We start from the raw sequence: 15,574 nt of genomic DNA on the forward strand, positions 1-15,574 counted from the left end.
CCGTGTCGGCAGTGACCTTGGAGCCCCAATGCGAGCGAACTTGGGAAAAAAGGACGGCAATCCGCGCACGGATCGTGTAAAGGCCGAGTTCCCGGCGGGTTACCAAGGGTTGGCCAGGGCTGTTCCTGTGCTCCTCATGGGCCTTCGCCGTCCTGCGCAATAGGTTGGCGGGGTAGACAGACCGGAGGGGTGCCGGGGCGCGTGCTGCCTTGCGCACCGACACGCGATGGGGGCGTACATGTCAATGTCGAAGGGTTCCAATGCTCCGGTGCCGACCACGGCACTGCGGGTGGAATTGGGGTGGCGCTCGGGACCGGGAGTTCCGGACGCGGACGCCTCGGCGCTGCTGCTCGTGGGCGGAAAGGTCCGCTCCGACGCCGATTTCGTCTTCTACAACCAGCCGGCCCATTCCTCCGGAGCCGTCCGCCACGAAGGCAAACGCGACGCCGGAGGCCGGGTGACCGACACCCTTGTCGTCGACCTCGCGCGCGTGGAGCCCGCGATCGAGACCGTCGTCCTGGCCGCCTCGACGGACGGCGGCGCGTTCGGCCGGGTACCGGACCTCTACATCGAGGTACGTGACGCGGCACAGGGCACGGTCGTGGCACGGTTCGACAGCGCGGGCGCCACGGTCGAGACGGCCTTCGTGCTGGGCGAGTTCTACCGCCGCCAGGGCGTCTGGAAGTTCCGGGCCGTCGGCCAGGGCTACGGCAGCGGTCTCGAGGGGCTGGCCACCGACTTCGGGATCACCGTGGACGAGCCGCAGCACGCGGCCGCCCCCGCTCCGACGACGCCCCGGACACCGCCGGTGCCGCCTCAGTCACCGCCGCCTCCGCCGCCGATGGTGCCCGCCTTCCCGGTCACCGTGCCCCCGCCCGTCCACCAGGGCCCGCCCTCCGCGCCGCCGGCCCCGCCCGTCGCGCCGGTCCGGCTGACCAAGGTGACGCTCACCAAGGCCGCACCCTCGGTGTCCCTGAGCAAGCAGGGCGGCACCTCGGGCGCCCTGCGGGTGAACCTCAACTGGGAGGTGCGCAAGCAGTTCTCCGGGTGGGGCAGCAAGCGCGGGCGCGCGATGGCCCTGCACAACGACCTCGACCTCGACCTGTGCGCCCTGTTCGAGCTCGCCGACGGCCGCAAGGGCGTGGTCCAGGCTCTCGGCAACTCCTTCGGCGCCCTGCACCAGCCGCCCTACATCCACCTCGACGGCGACGACCGCACCGGCGCCGTGGCGAGCGGCGAGAACCTCACCGTCAACCTCGACCACAGGAGCGACTTCCGGCGCATCCTCGTCTTCGTGACCATCTACGAGGGCGCGCGCTCCTTCGCCGACCTGCACGCCACGGTCACCCTGCAACCCCAGTACGGCGCACCGATCGACTTCTCGCTGGACGAGTGCACGGTCCCGTCGACCGTCTGCGCGCTCGCGCTGATCACCAACCACGGCGGCGACCTCGTCGTCCAGCGCGAGGCCCGCTACCTGGTGCCCGACCGCGGGGTGAGCCCGCAGCGCACCGTCGACTACGCCTACGGGTGGGGCATGAACTGGACGCCGGGCCGTAAGTAAAGGGGTCTCCCGACGGACTCAGCCCTCGTCGGCGACGGCGTCCGGACGTGCGTAGGTGCGGCCCTTCCAGGCCGCACCGCGCCCCCGGTGGTGCTGGACCGCGGAATCGACCGTCATCAGGAGGTAGAGGAACGCGGTGAACGGCAGCAGAGGGGCGAGCCACAGCGGCTGACGGAAGTAGCGGAGCATCGGCAGATAGGTCCCCGTCATCACCAGCCACGCCAGGCCGCCGAACACCGCGGCGGCCGTGCTGCCGACGGCGAGCCCGCCGAGCAGCGCGAGCGGCGGCGCCAGGTACACCAGGGCGAGGCCGAGCACCGTGCCGACGAGCAGCAGCGGGTTGTGCCGCAGCTGCGCGTAGGCGCTGCGCGACACCATCCGCCACAGGTCGTGCAGCCTCGGATACGGGCGCACGCTGTCGACGCGGTCCGCCAGTCCCAGCCAGATGTGGCCGCCCCCGGACTTCACGGCCCGCGCGAGTGCCACGTCGTCGATGACGGCCTGCCGGATGGCGTCCGGGATCCGCGCCCGCTCGGCCGCCTCGGTGCGCAGCAGGACGCAGCCGCCCGCGGCGGCCGCCGTCCGCGACCCGCGCCGGCCGATCCGTCGGAAGGGGTAGAGCTGCGCGAAGAAGTAGACGAAGGCCGGCACCACCAGCCGCTCCCACAGGCTCTCCACCCGTAGCCGGGCCATCTGCGAGACGACGTCGAACCCCCCGGTGCACGCCGCCGCCACCAGTTCCCGCAGGCTGTCGGGGGCGTGCGCGATGTCGGCGTCCGTCAGGAGGAGGTACTCGGGCTCACGCGCGCGTGCCAGGCCGACTCCGTGGCGCACCGCCCACAGCTTCCCGGTCCAGCCCGCGGGCGGTTCGCCCGGTGAGTCCACGGTCAGCGGGAGCCCGCCGTGCTGCCGGGCGAGCGTGCGCGCCAGCTCGCCCGTGCCGTCGCGGCTGCCGTCGTCGACGAGGAAGATCTCCGCCCGCCCCGGATAGTCCTGCGCGAGCAGTGAGGGCAGGCTCTCGGACAGCACCGCCGCCTCGTCGCGCGCGGGGACCACGACACAGACCGACGGCCACTCCTGCGGATCCCTGCGGGCGGGGAGCCTGACGTCCGTGCGCCAGAAGAAACCCTGACAGAGCAGCAGCCACAGCCAGGCGGCCAGGGACAGGGCGGCGATCCACACGATGGCGCTCACGCGCGCAGTCTGCCCCACCCGGCCCGGCCGCAAGAGCACATCGTCTATCGTGGCCGGGTGAAGATCGCGCTCATGGACTCCGGAATCGGTCTGCTGGCGGCCACCGCCGCGGTACGGCGCCTGCGACCCGACGCCGATCTCGTGCTCTCCCTCGACCCCGACGGCATGCCCTGGGGCGCGCGCACCACGCAGGACCTCACCGCGCGGGCCGTGGCCGTCGCCGAGGCCGCGGCCAGGTACCGGCCCGAGGCCCTGATCGTCGGCTGCAACACGGCGACCGTGCACGCCCTGTCGGCCCTGCGGGCCCGTCTGGAACCCGCCGTCCCGGTGATCGGCACCGTCCCGGCGATCAAGCCGGCCGCGGCCGGCGGCGGCCCCGTCGCGATCTGGGCCACGCCCGCCACCACCGGCAGCCCCTACCAGCGCGGCCTGATCGAGGACTTCGCCGACGGCGTCACGGTCGCCGAGGTGCCCTGCTGGGGGCTGGCCGAGGCCGTGGAGCACGCGGACGAGTCGGCGATCGACGCCGCGGTCGCCGCGGCCGCCGCCCTCACCCCCGACGATGTGACGACCGTGGTCCTGGGCTGTACCCACTACGAGCTGGTCGCCGACCGCATCCGCGCGGCCGTGCAGCGTCCCGGGCGTCCGCCGCTCGTCCTGCACGGCTCGGCGGGCGCCGTGGCCGCGCAGGCACTGCGCCGGATCGGCGCGCGCCCCGAACCCGAGACGTCCGCCCTCGGCGCAGTGACGGTTCTCCTCAGCGGCCGGGTGGGCGCTCTCCCGGCGCCCGCGCTGGCCTACCCGGAAGGCCGACTGCTCCAGGCGGCGGTCAGCCCGGCCCCCTGATCTGCGGCTGCCGACCGGTCTCCCCGGGCGGAGCAGTCACCCTGCGCAACGTGCTACCGGCGCAGCGAAACCTGAGTAACCTCATGTGTATGAGGGACCACGCCCACGACGAGAGCACCCCGCTTCCGGACGTCCCGCATCACGACGCCCCGCATCCCGACGTGTGGACCGGCCGCGCGACGAACCGGTTCCAGTGGCTGCTCGCGCTCGTCGGCGCCGCCTGTATGGCGCTCGGCGTCGAGCTCGCCGTCGACTCCGCGTGGACGTCGGGCATCGCCCCGCTCGCGATGGCCGTCGTCGGCTGCATCGCGGCCGGGCTGCTGGTCCTCTTCGGCACCCTCGCCTTCGTCCACGTCGACCTGAAGCTCGACAAGGAGTGCGTCGAAGTGCGCTGCGGCCACATCGGCGTGCCGCGCCGTCGCATCCCGCTGTCCCATGTCGCCGGAGCCGACTTCGAACCGCATGTCACCCCGCGCCACTGGGGCGGCTGGGGTTATCGCTGGCGGCCGGAGATGGGCACCGCGGTCGTCGTGCGCCGGGGCGAGGGCGTGGTGCTGCGGCTCTGGGACGGGCACTCCTTCACGATCACCGTGGACGATGCGGAGTCGGCCGTCCGCGCCATCAGGGACCGGCTGCGGACGGGCACGCCGGGCGCCGCGCACTGACCTGCGACCCCTGTCCGTCAGGCGGCCGGGCGGTCGCCGTGGTGCAGGTCCCTCTCGACGAACTCCGACGCCGCTTCGGGCAGCGCGGGCTGCTCCTGGGCGAGCGGTCGGGCCGTGGCCAGGCCGGCCAGCAGCCCCGCGCCCACCGAGACCGTGGTGAAACTCAGCGCGTTGCCGATCGCGGCGACGGCGGCGAGAGCCGTGAGTGTGGCACCTGCGCTGAGGACCACCGGCGTGGGGCGCGGCGCGCGCCAGAGCGCGAACAGCACCCAGCAGAAGACCGCGGCGAGCAGCAGACTTCCGACGACGCCCTGCTCCGCCGCCAGCTGCAGCGGCGCCGAGTGCGGCTTGCCGTCGGACAGCGACGCCTCGGCCGCCGTCGGGCTCAGCTCTCCGAAGCGTCCGGGGCCCACGCCGAGGCCGGCCTCGCGGCGGGCCATGCCCAGGGCGTCGTGCCACAGATCGATCCGGCGCGGCGTGAGCTGGTCCGTCAGCGCGCCGGTGAGGCCGGCCGGCAGCGCTTTCGCGGCGACCGCCCAGGTCAGGCCCGTCACCAGGGCGGTGGCGGCGGCCAGCGTCGCGAGCGCCGGACCCCGGTGGCGGATCCGGCCGGTGGCCAGGGAGCACAGCAGCACGGCAGAACAGGTCACCACGGCCGTGGTCGAGCCCAGGAGCGCCCCGGCGACCGCGCCGCCGGCGGCGAGCAGCCACAGCGCGACCCGTAGCAGCGGCACGCGCGTGGCCCACGCGGCGCAGCACGCGGCGCCGGCCGACAGCGTCAGCACGGCGGCGGTGGCGCCGGCGTGGCCCAGCGGCGCCACGGTCTCGGGTCCCGGGGCGAGCCGGGGCAGCGTCACCGTCAGCGTGAGCCCCGCCACCGCCCCGGCGCAGGGCGCGGCGACCGGCAGCAGCGCTCCGGAGATCCGCCCCGCCGCGTATCCGGCGGCCAGCGCCAGCACCGCGAGCAGGACGCCCTCGGGGCGTCCGCCGTGCACGGCGGCGGTGACCAGGGACCAGACGGCGCAGGCCCCGAGCACGGCCACGCCCGCCGCGTCAGAAACGTTTCGTCTTTCTCCGGTCTCTCCGGTTTCTCCGTTGTCGCCGTCCGCGCCCGTTCCGGCCGCAGACGTCATCCCCGTGGAACCCACCCGTCCCCCCGAACCCGGTCGCCCCCGCGACCGTGACGGCCCTGAACCGTGACGGACCCCGACCGCCCGCGCGACCGGAGCTCTGGCACACCGTAACGGCTGATGGGCGGTTTGTGGATGAGTTGCGCCGGGGTCGTGCGCCGGGGTGGTGCGCCCGCCCCGGCGGACTGCGCTGTCGGCCAAAAGGTCACGCGCCGTACACTCCCGGAGTGACCGTCACCGCAACTTCCGTGGGCCAGTCGGACGAGCTGGAGCCCCGCACCGCGCCGACCGCGCGCGGCGCCCGGCTCCTGCGCCTCGTCCCGGCCGCCGCAGCGGCGCTCTCCGGAGTGCTGCTCTACGTCAGCTTCCCGCCGCGCACGCTGTGGTGGCTGGCGCTGCCGGCCTTCGCGATCTTCGGCTGGGTGCTGCGCGGCCGGAGCTGGAAGGCGGCCTTCGGTCTCGGCTACCTCTTCGGGCTGGGTTTCCTGCTGCCGCTCCTGGTGTGGACCGGCGTCGAGGTCGGCCCGGGGCCCTGGCTGGCCCTGGTGGCCATCGAGGCGGTCTTCGTCGCGCTGGTCGGTGTCGGCGTCGCCGCGGTGTCGAAGCTGCCGGCCTGGCCGGTGTGGGCGGCCGCGCTCTGGATCGCCGGCGAGGCGGCACGCGCGCGTGTGCCCTTCCGCGGCTTCCCCTGGGGCAAGATCGCCTTCGGCCAGGCGGACGGCGTGTTCCTGCCCCTCGCCGCGCTCGGCGGTACCCCCGTGCTCGGCTTCGCGGTCGTCCTGTGCGGCTTCGGCCTGTACGACGTCGTGCGCCTCGTCCTGGAGCGGCGGCGCTCGGGCGAGGTGCGGCGGTCGGCGGCCGCCGTGGCCCTGCTCAGCATGGCCGTCCCGGTCGTGGCCGCCCTGGCGTCCCGCACGCTGGTGAGCGACAAGGCGGAGGACGGCACCGCGACGGTCGCCGTCATCCAGGGCAACGTGCCCCGCCTCGGCCTGGAGTTCAACGCCCAGCGCCGGGCCGTGCTCGACTACCACGTGCGGGAGACGGAGCGGCTGGCCGCCGAGGTCAAGGCGGGCAAGGTCGCCCAGCCCGACTTCGTGCTGTGGCCCGAGAACTCCTCCGACATCGACCCCTTCGCCTATGCGGACGCCGCCGCCGTCATCGACAAGGCGGCCAAGGCGATCGGTGCGCCGATCTCGGTCGGCGGGGTCGTCGAGCGGGACGGCAAGCTCTACAACGAGCAGATCCTGTGGGACCCGGTCGAGGGCCCGACCCAGACGTACGACAAGCGGCAGGTCCAGCCGTTCGGGGAGTACCTCCCGCTGCGCTCGTTCATCGGCGCCATCAACGAGACCTGGACCTCCATGGTCCACCAGGACTTCAGCCGGGGCAGCAAGCCGGGCGTCTTCGACATGGACGGCGCCAAGGTCGGCCTCGCCACCTGCTACGAGGCGGCCTTCGACTGGGCCGTTCGGGACACGGTCACGCACGGAGCGCAGATGATCTCCGTGCCCAGCAACAACGCCACCTTCGACCGCAGCGAGATGACCTACCAGCAGCTCGCCATGTCGCGCGTCCGCGCCGTCGAGCACAGCCGGACCGTGACGGTGCCCGTGACCAGCGGCGTCAGCGCGATCATCATGCCGGACGGGAGGATCACCCAGAAGACCGGCATGTTCGTCGCGGACTCCCTGGTGCAGAAGGTGCCCCTGCGCTCCTCGGAGACCCCGGCCACGAAGCTGGGCATCCTGCCCGAGATCGCCCTGGTGCTCGTCGCCGCCGGCGGTCTGGGCTGGGCGATCGGCGCCGGGGTGCGGGCCCGGCGCAGCGCGACGGACTGACCAGGCCGCTTGGATAGGGTCGGTCGTATGCCGACTCCTGAGTTCATCACCGAGATCCGGGCCTCCGCGGGCCACCAACTGCTCTGGCTTCCCGGCGTCAGCGCCGTCGTCCTCGACGACGAGGGCCGGGTGCTGCTGGGACAGCGGGCGGACAACCACGAGTGGTGCGTGATCTCGGGCATCCCGGACCCGGGCGAGCAGCCCGCGGACTGCGCCGTGCGGGAGGTGTACGAGGAGGCGGGCGTGAGGTGCGTCCCCGAGCGGGTCGTCCTGGTCCGCGCCGGGCGGCGGGTGGAGTATCCGAACGGCGACAAGTGCCAGTTCATGGACGTCACCTTCCGCTGCCGGGCCGTCGGCGGCGAGGCCCGGGTCAACGACGACGAGTCGATCGCGGTGGGCTGGTTCGCGGTGGACGCCCTGCCGCCGATGCGGGAGCGGCAGCTGTTCCGGATCAAGCAGGCGCTCTCCGACGAACCCACATGGTTCGACACCACGACTTCGGAGTGAAGTGTGGGCGGTGACCACATGGGGCGAGGGCGTGGCCCTGCCTAGGGTCGAGGCATGACTTCGCCCCGGGCCGCCTCCCCCGCCGCCGCCTCCGGCCCCGTCGCCCCCGCGCTCGACCTCGGCGGCCGCACCGCCCTCGTCACCGGCGCCGCCGGCGGCATCGGACACGCCTGCGCCCTGCGGCTCGCGGCCGCCGGGGCCGAGGTCCGGGCCGTCGACCGGGACGCGGCCGGCCTGGAGCGGCTCGCCGAGGACGCGGCCGGGCTGCCCGGCTCGGTCGCACCCCAGGTCCTGGACCTCACCGACCTGGACGCCGCCGAACGCGCCGCCGCCGGGACCGACGTGCTGGTCAACAACGCCGGCCTGCAACGGGTGGCTCCCCTGGAGGAGTTCCCGCCGGACGTCTTCCACACGATGCTCACCGTGATGCTGGAGGCGCCGTTCCGGCTCGTCCGCGGCGCCCTGCCCCATATGTACGAGCAGGGGTGGGGCCGCGTCGTCAATGTGTCCTCCGTCCACGGACTGCGCGCCTCCGCCTACAAGTCGGCGTACGTCGCCGCGAAACACGGGCTCGAGGGCCTGTCCAAGACCGTCGCCCTCGAAGGCGCGGCCCACGGTGTGACGTCCAACTGCGTCAACCCCGGCTATGTGCGCACCCCGCTCGTGCAGCGGCAGCTCGTCGACCAGGCGCGCACGCACGGCATCCCCGAGGAACGCGTGCTGACCGAGGTCCTGCTGCAGCGCAGCGCCGTCAAACGGCTCGTCGAACCGGAGGAGGTCGCCGAGGCCGTCGCCTATCTGTGCGCCCCGCAGGCGTCCTTCGTGACGGGCACGTCGCTGGTCCTCGACGGCGGCTGGACCGCGCACTGAGCCCTGGCCGCCCGGCTCCGACGGAGTTTTCCACAGGGCCGACGGGGCGGCCCGGCGATGAGGAATCCTGAGGGCATGTCCCGCGATCACGTGAAGGGCGCCGTCGCAGCCCCCGCCCCCGCCGACGACGCCGACGCGCCGTTCCTCGAACTGCTCGCCCGGGGTGCGGCCGCCGAGGCGTACGACCGGCCCGTGCTGCTGGCCCGCGCCGAGGGGGTCTCCGGCGAGCGGATCGCGGCACTCGAACACGCCAGGCTGCTCGCGCTGCGGGTGCGCACGGAGCTGGAGGGCCGACGGCGCAGGGAGGCCGAGCTCTCGGCGCTCTTCGAGACGGCCCACGACCTCGCGGGCCTGCGTGACGCGGACGCGGTCCTGCGGGCCATCGTGCAACGGGCCCGCTCGCTGCTCGGGACCGACGTCGCCTACCTCAGCCTGAACGACCCGGCCAGGGGCGACACCTACATGCGGGTCACCGAAGGCTCCGTCGCGGCCCGCTTCCAGCAGCTGCGCCTGGGCATGGGGGAGGGGCTCGGCGGCCTGGTCGCCCAGACGGCGCGTCCGTACGTCACCGACGACTACTTCCGGGACGACCGCTTCCGGCACACGGCGACCATCGACGCGGGCGTGCGGGACGAGGGGCTGGTGGCGATTCTCGGGGTTCCGCTGACGCTGGGACCGAACGTCATCGGGGTGCTGTTCGCCGCCGACCGGCGGGCCCGGGTCTTCGAACGCGAGCAGATCGCCCTGCTCGGATCCTTCGCCGCGCTCGCCGCGGCCGCCCTCGACACGGCCGACCTGCTCACCGAGACCCGCTCGGCCCTGGCCGGTCTGGAGCGCGCCAACGAGATCATCCGGGACCGCAGTGCGGTCATCGAGCGCGCCTCCGACGTCCATGACCGCCTGACCGAACTGGTCCTGCGCGGCGGCGGGGTCCACGACGTGGCGGCCGCGGTGTCCCAAGTGCTCGGCAGCGCCGTGGAGTTCACGGAGTGCGCACCGGCCGACGCGGTGGAGGCGTCCCGCGCGCAGGGCCATGCCGTACGGCACGAGGACGACTGGATCGCGGCGGTGGCGGCGGGCGGGGAACTGCTCGGCGCCCTGGTGCTGCGCGGCCGCCCAGGACTCGACCCGGTCGACCAACTCACCCTGGAGCGGGCCGCGACGGTGACGTCCCTGCTGCTCCTGGCGCGCCGCTCGGCGGCCGAGGCGGAGCAGCGCGTCCGCGGCGAGCTCCTCGACGACCTGCTCGACGCCCGCGACCGCGACCCGCGGCTGCTGCGCGAGCGTGCCGCCCGGCTGCACGCCGACCTCGACGCGCCGCATGTCGTGCTCGCGGCCCGCCTCGACGCCGCCACACCTGAGACCGCCGGGCCCGAGACCGCCGGGCCCGAGAGAGCCGGGCCCGACGCCGAGCAGGAGGCGGCTGCCCGCCGTCGACTGTGGTCCGCCGCCTCCCACCTCGCCGCCACCCGGCACGGCCTGGCCGCGGCCCGCGACGGCGGAACCGTCCTGCTGCTGTCCCTGGAACCCGGCGACACCGCCACGCAGTTGGCCCGCCGTACCGCGCTGCAACTGGGCGCCGCCGTCCGTGCGACGGTCACCGTCGGTGCGTCCGCCCCGGTGCACGGCCTCACCGCCGGCCCGGACGCGGTGGCCGCCGCATACGAGGAGGGCCGCCGCTGTCTGGACGCCCTGCGGCTGCTGGGCCGGTCCGGCGACGGGTCGGCGGCCGAGGACTTCGGCTTCCTGGGGCTGCTCCTCGCCGGCGACCGGGACGTGGCCGGTTTCGTCGACCGCACCATAGGCCGGGTCGTCGCCTACGACGAACAGCGCGGCACCGATCTGTTGCGCACGCTCGACGCGTACTTCGCCTCGGGCATGAGTCCCGCCCGCACCAAGGATGAACTCCACGTCCACGTCAACACGGTGGCCCAGCGTCTGGAGCGCGTCCGCCGTCTTCTGGGCGACGACTGGCAGCGCCCGGCCCGTGCACTGGAGGTCCAACTGGCTCTGAGATTGCACCGGTTGGCGCTTCCGGCCCGGAACTGACCGTCGTACGGAGGCAGGGAGGCAGGTCGATCGGCGGTTGAACAGACGCCTTTCGGAACTATTTCGGTTGTGGCCGGAAACCTGCGTCCTCAAGGCGGCATATTCGCCGCATTATGATAGGTATGAGTAGCGAAACTTTCGTTCGGGAACTGCTCGTGCCGAGTGTCCTGTGTCCTTTCCCCGTCGCCCACGACGAGAGGGCGGCTCGCAGGGCAGACGAAGAAATCGTTGCTTGGGCACAGAGCCTCGGTCTCTTTCCGGGGCAGCGGGCCGAGCTGAGCGGGTACCGGTTCGGCGCCTTCGCGGTGTTGACGCACCCTGACGCGGTCGACGACGATCACCTGTTGCTCGCGGCCCGCAACATGACCGCTCTCTTCGCGGCGGACGACCACTACTGCGACGAGGGAGTCGAAGGCGTCCGTCTGGCCCTGAGCGCCTCGAAGCTCGCGGGGACGTTGACCGCGCTGGAGAGCTGCTCCCCGATGCCGGACTGTCCCTCGGTCGAGGACTTCGTCGGCGGCGACCCGGTGACGCATGCGCTCCGCGAGACCGCAGGCCACCTGGCACGCCTCGGCACGCCGACGCAAGTAGGCCGTTTGCGCCACGAGACGATTGCCACATTCCTGGCCATGGCGGCGGAGAACTCCTGGCGTATCGCCGGGCATGTTCCCGATCCCGCGGAGTACCTGGCTCATCGCAAGTACAACGGCGCCATGGCCTGCCTGGCGCTGATCGACGTCGTCGGCGGCTACGAACTGTCCGCCCGTGACTGGGAGGACCCCGGCGTCCGGTCGCTGTCGCTCGCCGCCTCTTTGATGATCATGCTGGTGAACGACCTGTACTCGGTCGCCAAGGAGAGTGCGGACGTCGGCAGCCACAGCCTGCCCACCGTGCTGTCCGCACGCCACGGCTGGTGTCTCGAACAGAGCATGGACGCGACCGGCGAGCTCCACGACCGCCTCATGCGCTCCTATCTGCGTCTGGAGCCCGAGGTCGCGCGCGGCGCCTCGCCCGAACTCGGCCGCTACCTCGCCGGACTGCGGCACTGGATGCGCGGAAACCTCGAATGGCACACCCTCACCGGACGGCACAATCATCGCGAGGGACGCCCCACCCCCCGGACGGGGCCGCAGGGGCCCACCCATGATCGGCTGGAGGGCGATGTGCAGTCCCGGCCCGCCGCCGGTTTCTGCCCGCACTGCGGGGACCGCCACGAGGCGGCCACGGCGGTCGCGTAAACCCGCCGCCGCCTGAACCCGCGGTCGCGTGAACACGGTCGCGTGGATCAGCCCCCACGCGTCGAATCCTTGACCCCCGGTCGGTGCTCCACGATGCTTGTTGCGGCTCATGAGAAGTGTGCCGTAATGAGCAACATCAGACTCAGGTCTCGCACCAACCGAGGAGTGGCCATGACGCATCAGGTCCGTGCTGTCGTCGCGCGCGGCAAGGGCGCCCCCGTCAGCCTGGAAACGATCATCGTGCCCGACCCGGGCCCGGGCGAGGCGCTGGTGAAGATCGAGGCCTGCGGGGTCTGCCACACCGATCTGCACTATCGCGAGGGCGGCATCAACGACGACTTCCCCTTCCTGCTGGGCCATGAGGCCGCGGGTGTGGTGGAGTCGGTGGGGGAGGGCGTCACCGACGTCGCCCCGGGTGATTTCGTCATCCTCAACTGGCGTGCCGTCTGTGGGCAGTGCCGGGCCTGTCTGCGCGGGCGCCCGCAGTACTGCTTCGACACCCACAACGCGAAGCAGAAGATGACCCTGCTCGACGGCACCGAGCTGTCGCCGGCCCTGGGCATCGGCGCCTTCGCGGAGAAGACGCTGGTGGCGGCCGGGCAGTGCACCAAGGTCGACCGGGCGGCCTCGGCGGCCGCCGTCGGCCTGCTGGGCTGTGGCGTGATGGCGGGCATCGGCGCGGCCATCAACACCGGCCAGGTCGGACGCGGCGACAGCGTGGCCGTCATCGGCTGCGGCGGCGTCGGGGACGCCGCGGTCGTCGGAGCGCACCTGGCGGGCGCGGCGAAGATCATCGCCGTGGACATCGACGACAACAAGCTGGCCACCGCCAAGAAGCTGGGCGCGACGCACACGGTCAACTCCAGGAACGCCGACGCGATCGAGGCGATCCGGGAGCTGACCGGCGGCTTCGGCGCCGATGTCGTCATCGAGGCGGTGGGCCGCCCGGAGACGTACAAGCAGGCGTTCTACGCCCGCGACCTGGCCGGCACGGTCGTCCTCGTCGGGGTGCCGACCCCGGAGATGAAGCTGGAGCTGCCGCTGCTGGACGTCTTCGGCCGGGGCGGCGCGCTGAAGTCCTCCTGGTACGGCGACTGCCTGCCGAGCCGGGACTTCCCCATGCTCGTCGACCTCTATCTGCAGGGCCGGCTGGACCTGGACGCGTTCGTCACCGAGACCATCGCGCTGGACGACGTCGAGAAGGCCTTCGAGCGGATGCACGGCGGCGACGTGCTGCGCTCGGTGGTGGTCTTCTGATGGCCGGCGCCCGTATCGAGCATCTCGTCACCTCGGGGACGTTCTCCCTGGACGGCGGCACCTGGGACGTCGACAACAACGTGTGGATCGTCGGCGACGACAGCGAGGCGATCGTCGTCGACGCCGCGCATGACGCCGAGGCGATCGCCGCGGCCCTCGGCGGGCGCACCCTGCGCGCCATCGTGTGCACCCACGCCCACAACGACCACATCGACGCCGCGCCCGAACTCGCCGCGCGCACCGGCGCCCCGATCCTGCTGCACGGCGACGACCTGCCGCTGTGGAAGCAGACCCACCCCGACCGGATGCCCGACGGCGAACTCGCCGACGGCCAGGTCCTCGACGTGGCCGGCATCGAGCTGACCGTGCTGCACACCCCCGGCCATGCCCCCGGCGCGGTGTGTCTGTACGCGCCGGACCTGGCGGCCCTGTTCAGCGGTGACACGCTCTTCGCGGGCGGACCGGGGGCGACGGGACGGTCGTACAGCGACTTCCCGACGATCGTGGAGTCCATCCGGCACCGGCTGCTGACGCTGGGGGGCGACACCGTCGTGCACACCGGTCACGGGGACACGACCACGATCGCGGCCGAGGCCCCGCACCTTCAGGAGTGGATCGACCGGGGCTTCTGACCGTCGCCCCCGCACTGTGCACGCCCCCTCCCCGACCTGCGGTCCGGCGAGGTGGGCGTGCATTTGCTGTCCTCGTCTGCGTTTCGCATAGCGCACAGCGTTGTGTGATGAGAAACAGCAAGAGGCCGCTCCGCGGGCCCTCTGGACGCCTTGACAAGGGTTCGGGGCGACCTCAGACTGATGTTGCGCTTACCGCAATCCGTTTCGCTATACGCACCGAGGTGTCATGATGATTCCCGCGTGCCGACTCGCGGATCTCCCGCGAGGTGAGGCCTTCCGGCTCGACATCGATCCGCCGGTCTCGGTGTTCCACACCGACGACGGCGAGATCTTCGCCATCGACGACACCTGCACCCACCAGGACGCCTCGCTCGCCGACGGCTGGCTGGAGGGCTGCGAGGTGGAATGCCCACTGCATGCTTCGAAGTTCGACCTGAGGACCGGCGCGGTCGACTCCCCGCCGGCCAAGCTGCCCGTCCGCACCCATGAGGTCGTGGTCGAGGACGGCATGATCCACGTCCGGTTGTCCACGGACGCCCCCAACCTGCCGCCGTGCATCTCGGCCCGGCTGGCCGGGGGTCCCGCGTGAGGACCGTCGCCGTGGTGGGAGCCTCGCTCGCCGGGCTCTCGGCGGCGCGCTCACTGCGCAAACAGGGGTACGACGGTCGTCTGGTCGTCATCGGGGACGAGTTCCACCGCCCCTACGACAGACCGCCCCTGTCCAAGGAGTTCCTGGCCGGCACCCTCGGTGAGGCGGACCTCGCGCTGGAGACGGACGACGAGGAACTGGCGGCGGAGTGGCTGCTCGGCGTACGCGCCACCGGACTCGACCACGCCGAGCGCGCCGTCCGGCTCGCCGACGGCCGGACGCTGCGCGCCGACGGCATCGTCATCGCGACCGGCGCCGCCGCGCGCACCCTGCCCGGCTCCGAGGGTCTGGCCGGAGTGCACACCCTGCGCACCCTGGACGACGCCCGTGCGCTGCGCGACGAACTGGGCCGCGGCGGACGGCTGGTGGTGATCGGCGGCGGCTTCATCGGCGCCGAGGTCGCCTCCACCGCCTACGCCCTCGGGCTCGACGTCACCGTGATCGAGGCCGCCCCGACGCCGCTGGCCGGACCGCTCGGCGAGACCATGGGCGCCGTCGTCTCCGCCCTCCACGCGGACCACGGCGTACGGCTGTTGTGCGGGGTCGGCGTCAAGGGGCTGAGCGGGGAGAGCCGCGTCGACGCCGTGCTCCTCGAGGACGGTCGCAGCGTTCCCGCGGACATCGTGGTCGTGGGGGTGGGCGCTCGACCGTGCGTCGAGTGGCTGGAAGGATCCGGCGTCGCCCTCGACAACGGCGTCAAGTGCGGTGCGGACGGCCGCACCAGCCTGGCCGGCGTGGTCGCGGTCGGCGACTGCGCCAACTGGTACGACCCCCGCGCGGGCTCGCATCGTCGCGTCGAGCACTGGACCGGTGCGCTGGAGCGTCCCGCCGCGGCCGTCGCGACACTGCTGGCGGGGGGTGCGGTGGAGCCGGGGGTGCCCCGGCCGCCCTACTTCTGGTCCGACCAGTACGGCGTGAAGATCCAGTTCGCCGGCTCCGCGGCGGGCGCGGACAGTGTGACGGTCGAGGAGGGCGCCTCCGGCGACCGCAATGTCCTGGCCGTCTACCGGCGCGCCGACCAGCCGGTCGCCGTGCTCGGGATGAATCAGCCGAGGCTGTTCACCCGCTGGCGCAAGCAGTTGAACGCTGCGCTGTGAGCGCCGTGACGTGTCGTTCTTTTTCTACGGCACTGCGG

General features: G+C 72.8%; 14 protein-coding genes. 12 read left to right on the forward strand and 2 right to left on the reverse strand.

Features of this window, described 5'->3' with window-relative positions; all coding sequences use genetic code 11:
* Positions 1–244 precede the first annotated feature (244 nt).
* Positions 245–1,564: a TerD family protein gene (locus ABZ725_RS15745; protein WP_358803263.1), complete on the forward strand. Its 1,320-nt coding sequence runs from the start codon at positions 245–247 to the stop codon at positions 1,562–1,564.
* Positions 1,565–1,582: 18 nt separating this feature from the next.
* Here the strand turns inward: ABZ725_RS15745 and ABZ725_RS15750 are convergent, their stop codons facing one another.
* Positions 1,583–2,758 carry a glycosyltransferase gene (locus ABZ725_RS15750; RefSeq protein WP_358803231.1) on the reverse strand — a complete coding sequence of 392 codons (1,176 nt, stop codon included), beginning with the start codon at positions 2,756–2,758 and terminating at the stop codon, positions 1,583–1,585.
* 57 nt (positions 2,759–2,815) lie between these two features.
* On the opposite strand from ABZ725_RS15750, the gene ABZ725_RS15755 reads away from it, so the two are divergent.
* Positions 2,816–3,604, forward strand: a complete 789-nt coding sequence (locus ABZ725_RS15755) for an aspartate/glutamate racemase family protein (RefSeq protein ID WP_358803232.1) — start codon at positions 2,816–2,818, stop codon at positions 3,602–3,604.
* 89 nt (positions 3,605–3,693) lie between these two features.
* Positions 3,694–4,269 (forward strand): hypothetical protein, encoded by a 576-nt coding sequence (locus ABZ725_RS15760; RefSeq protein ID WP_351916980.1) that lies wholly within the window; start codon positions 3,694–3,696, stop codon positions 4,267–4,269.
* Positions 4,270–4,286: 17 nt separating this feature from the next.
* Here ABZ725_RS15760 and ABZ725_RS15765 read toward each other — a convergent pair whose 3' ends face one another.
* Entirely contained in the window at positions 4,287–5,312 is a 1,026-nt protein-coding gene (locus tag ABZ725_RS15765) for an O-antigen ligase family protein (protein ID WP_358803233.1), read from the reverse strand.
* Between the two features lie 314 nt (positions 5,313–5,626).
* Between ABZ725_RS15765 and lnt the strand changes: the two genes are divergently transcribed.
* The 9 genes from lnt (at position 5,627) to ABZ725_RS15810 (ending at position 15,536) form a co-directional block, all read left to right on the forward strand.
* Positions 5,627–7,237, forward strand: a complete 1,611-nt coding sequence (gene lnt, locus ABZ725_RS15770; protein ID WP_358803234.1) for an apolipoprotein N-acyltransferase — start codon at positions 5,627–5,629, stop codon at positions 7,235–7,237.
* Between the two features lie 27 nt (positions 7,238–7,264).
* Positions 7,265–7,744, forward strand: coding sequence for an NUDIX domain-containing protein (locus ABZ725_RS15775; protein WP_351916974.1), 480 nt, complete (start codon positions 7,265–7,267; stop codon positions 7,742–7,744).
* Between the two features lie 54 nt (positions 7,745–7,798).
* Positions 7,799–8,614, forward strand: a complete 816-nt coding sequence (locus ABZ725_RS15780) for a 3-hydroxybutyrate dehydrogenase (RefSeq protein WP_358803235.1) — start codon at positions 7,799–7,801, stop codon at positions 8,612–8,614.
* A gap of 75 nt (positions 8,615–8,689) precedes the next feature.
* The gene (locus ABZ725_RS15785; RefSeq protein ID WP_358803236.1) at positions 8,690–10,663 is read left to right on the forward strand and encodes a helix-turn-helix domain-containing protein; all 1,974 of its coding nucleotides are present in this window, start codon (positions 8,690–8,692) and stop codon (positions 10,661–10,663) included.
* 305 nt (positions 10,664–10,968) lie between these two features.
* Entirely contained in the window at positions 10,969–11,901 is a 933-nt protein-coding gene (locus tag ABZ725_RS15790) for a terpene synthase (RefSeq protein WP_358803237.1), read from the forward strand.
* Positions 11,902–12,072: 171 nt separating this feature from the next.
* Positions 12,073–13,158: an S-(hydroxymethyl)mycothiol dehydrogenase gene (locus ABZ725_RS15795; RefSeq protein WP_358803238.1), complete on the forward strand. Its 1,086-nt coding sequence runs from the start codon at positions 12,073–12,075 to the stop codon at positions 13,156–13,158.
* A complete protein-coding gene (locus ABZ725_RS15800; RefSeq protein WP_351916964.1) occupies positions 13,158–13,790 on the forward strand; it encodes an MBL fold metallo-hydrolase in 633 nt (210 codons plus the stop codon). Before ABZ725_RS15795 ends, ABZ725_RS15800 begins: the two co-directional genes overlap by 1 nt.
* A 226-nt stretch (positions 13,791–14,016) precedes the next feature.
* Entirely contained in the window at positions 14,017–14,379 is a 363-nt protein-coding gene (locus ABZ725_RS15805) for a bifunctional 3-phenylpropionate/cinnamic acid dioxygenase ferredoxin subunit (protein ID WP_351916962.1), read from the forward strand.
* Positions 14,376–15,536: an FAD-dependent oxidoreductase gene (locus ABZ725_RS15810; protein ID WP_358803239.1), complete on the forward strand. Its 1,161-nt coding sequence runs from the start codon at positions 14,376–14,378 to the stop codon at positions 15,534–15,536. Before ABZ725_RS15805 ends, ABZ725_RS15810 begins: the two co-directional genes overlap by 4 nt.
* Positions 15,537–15,574 lie beyond the last annotated feature (38 nt).

Source organism: Streptomyces sp. NPDC006872, from assembly GCF_040635845.1.
In the GTDB taxonomy this organism is placed as follows: Bacteria; Actinomycetota; Actinomycetes; order Streptomycetales; family Streptomycetaceae; genus Streptomyces.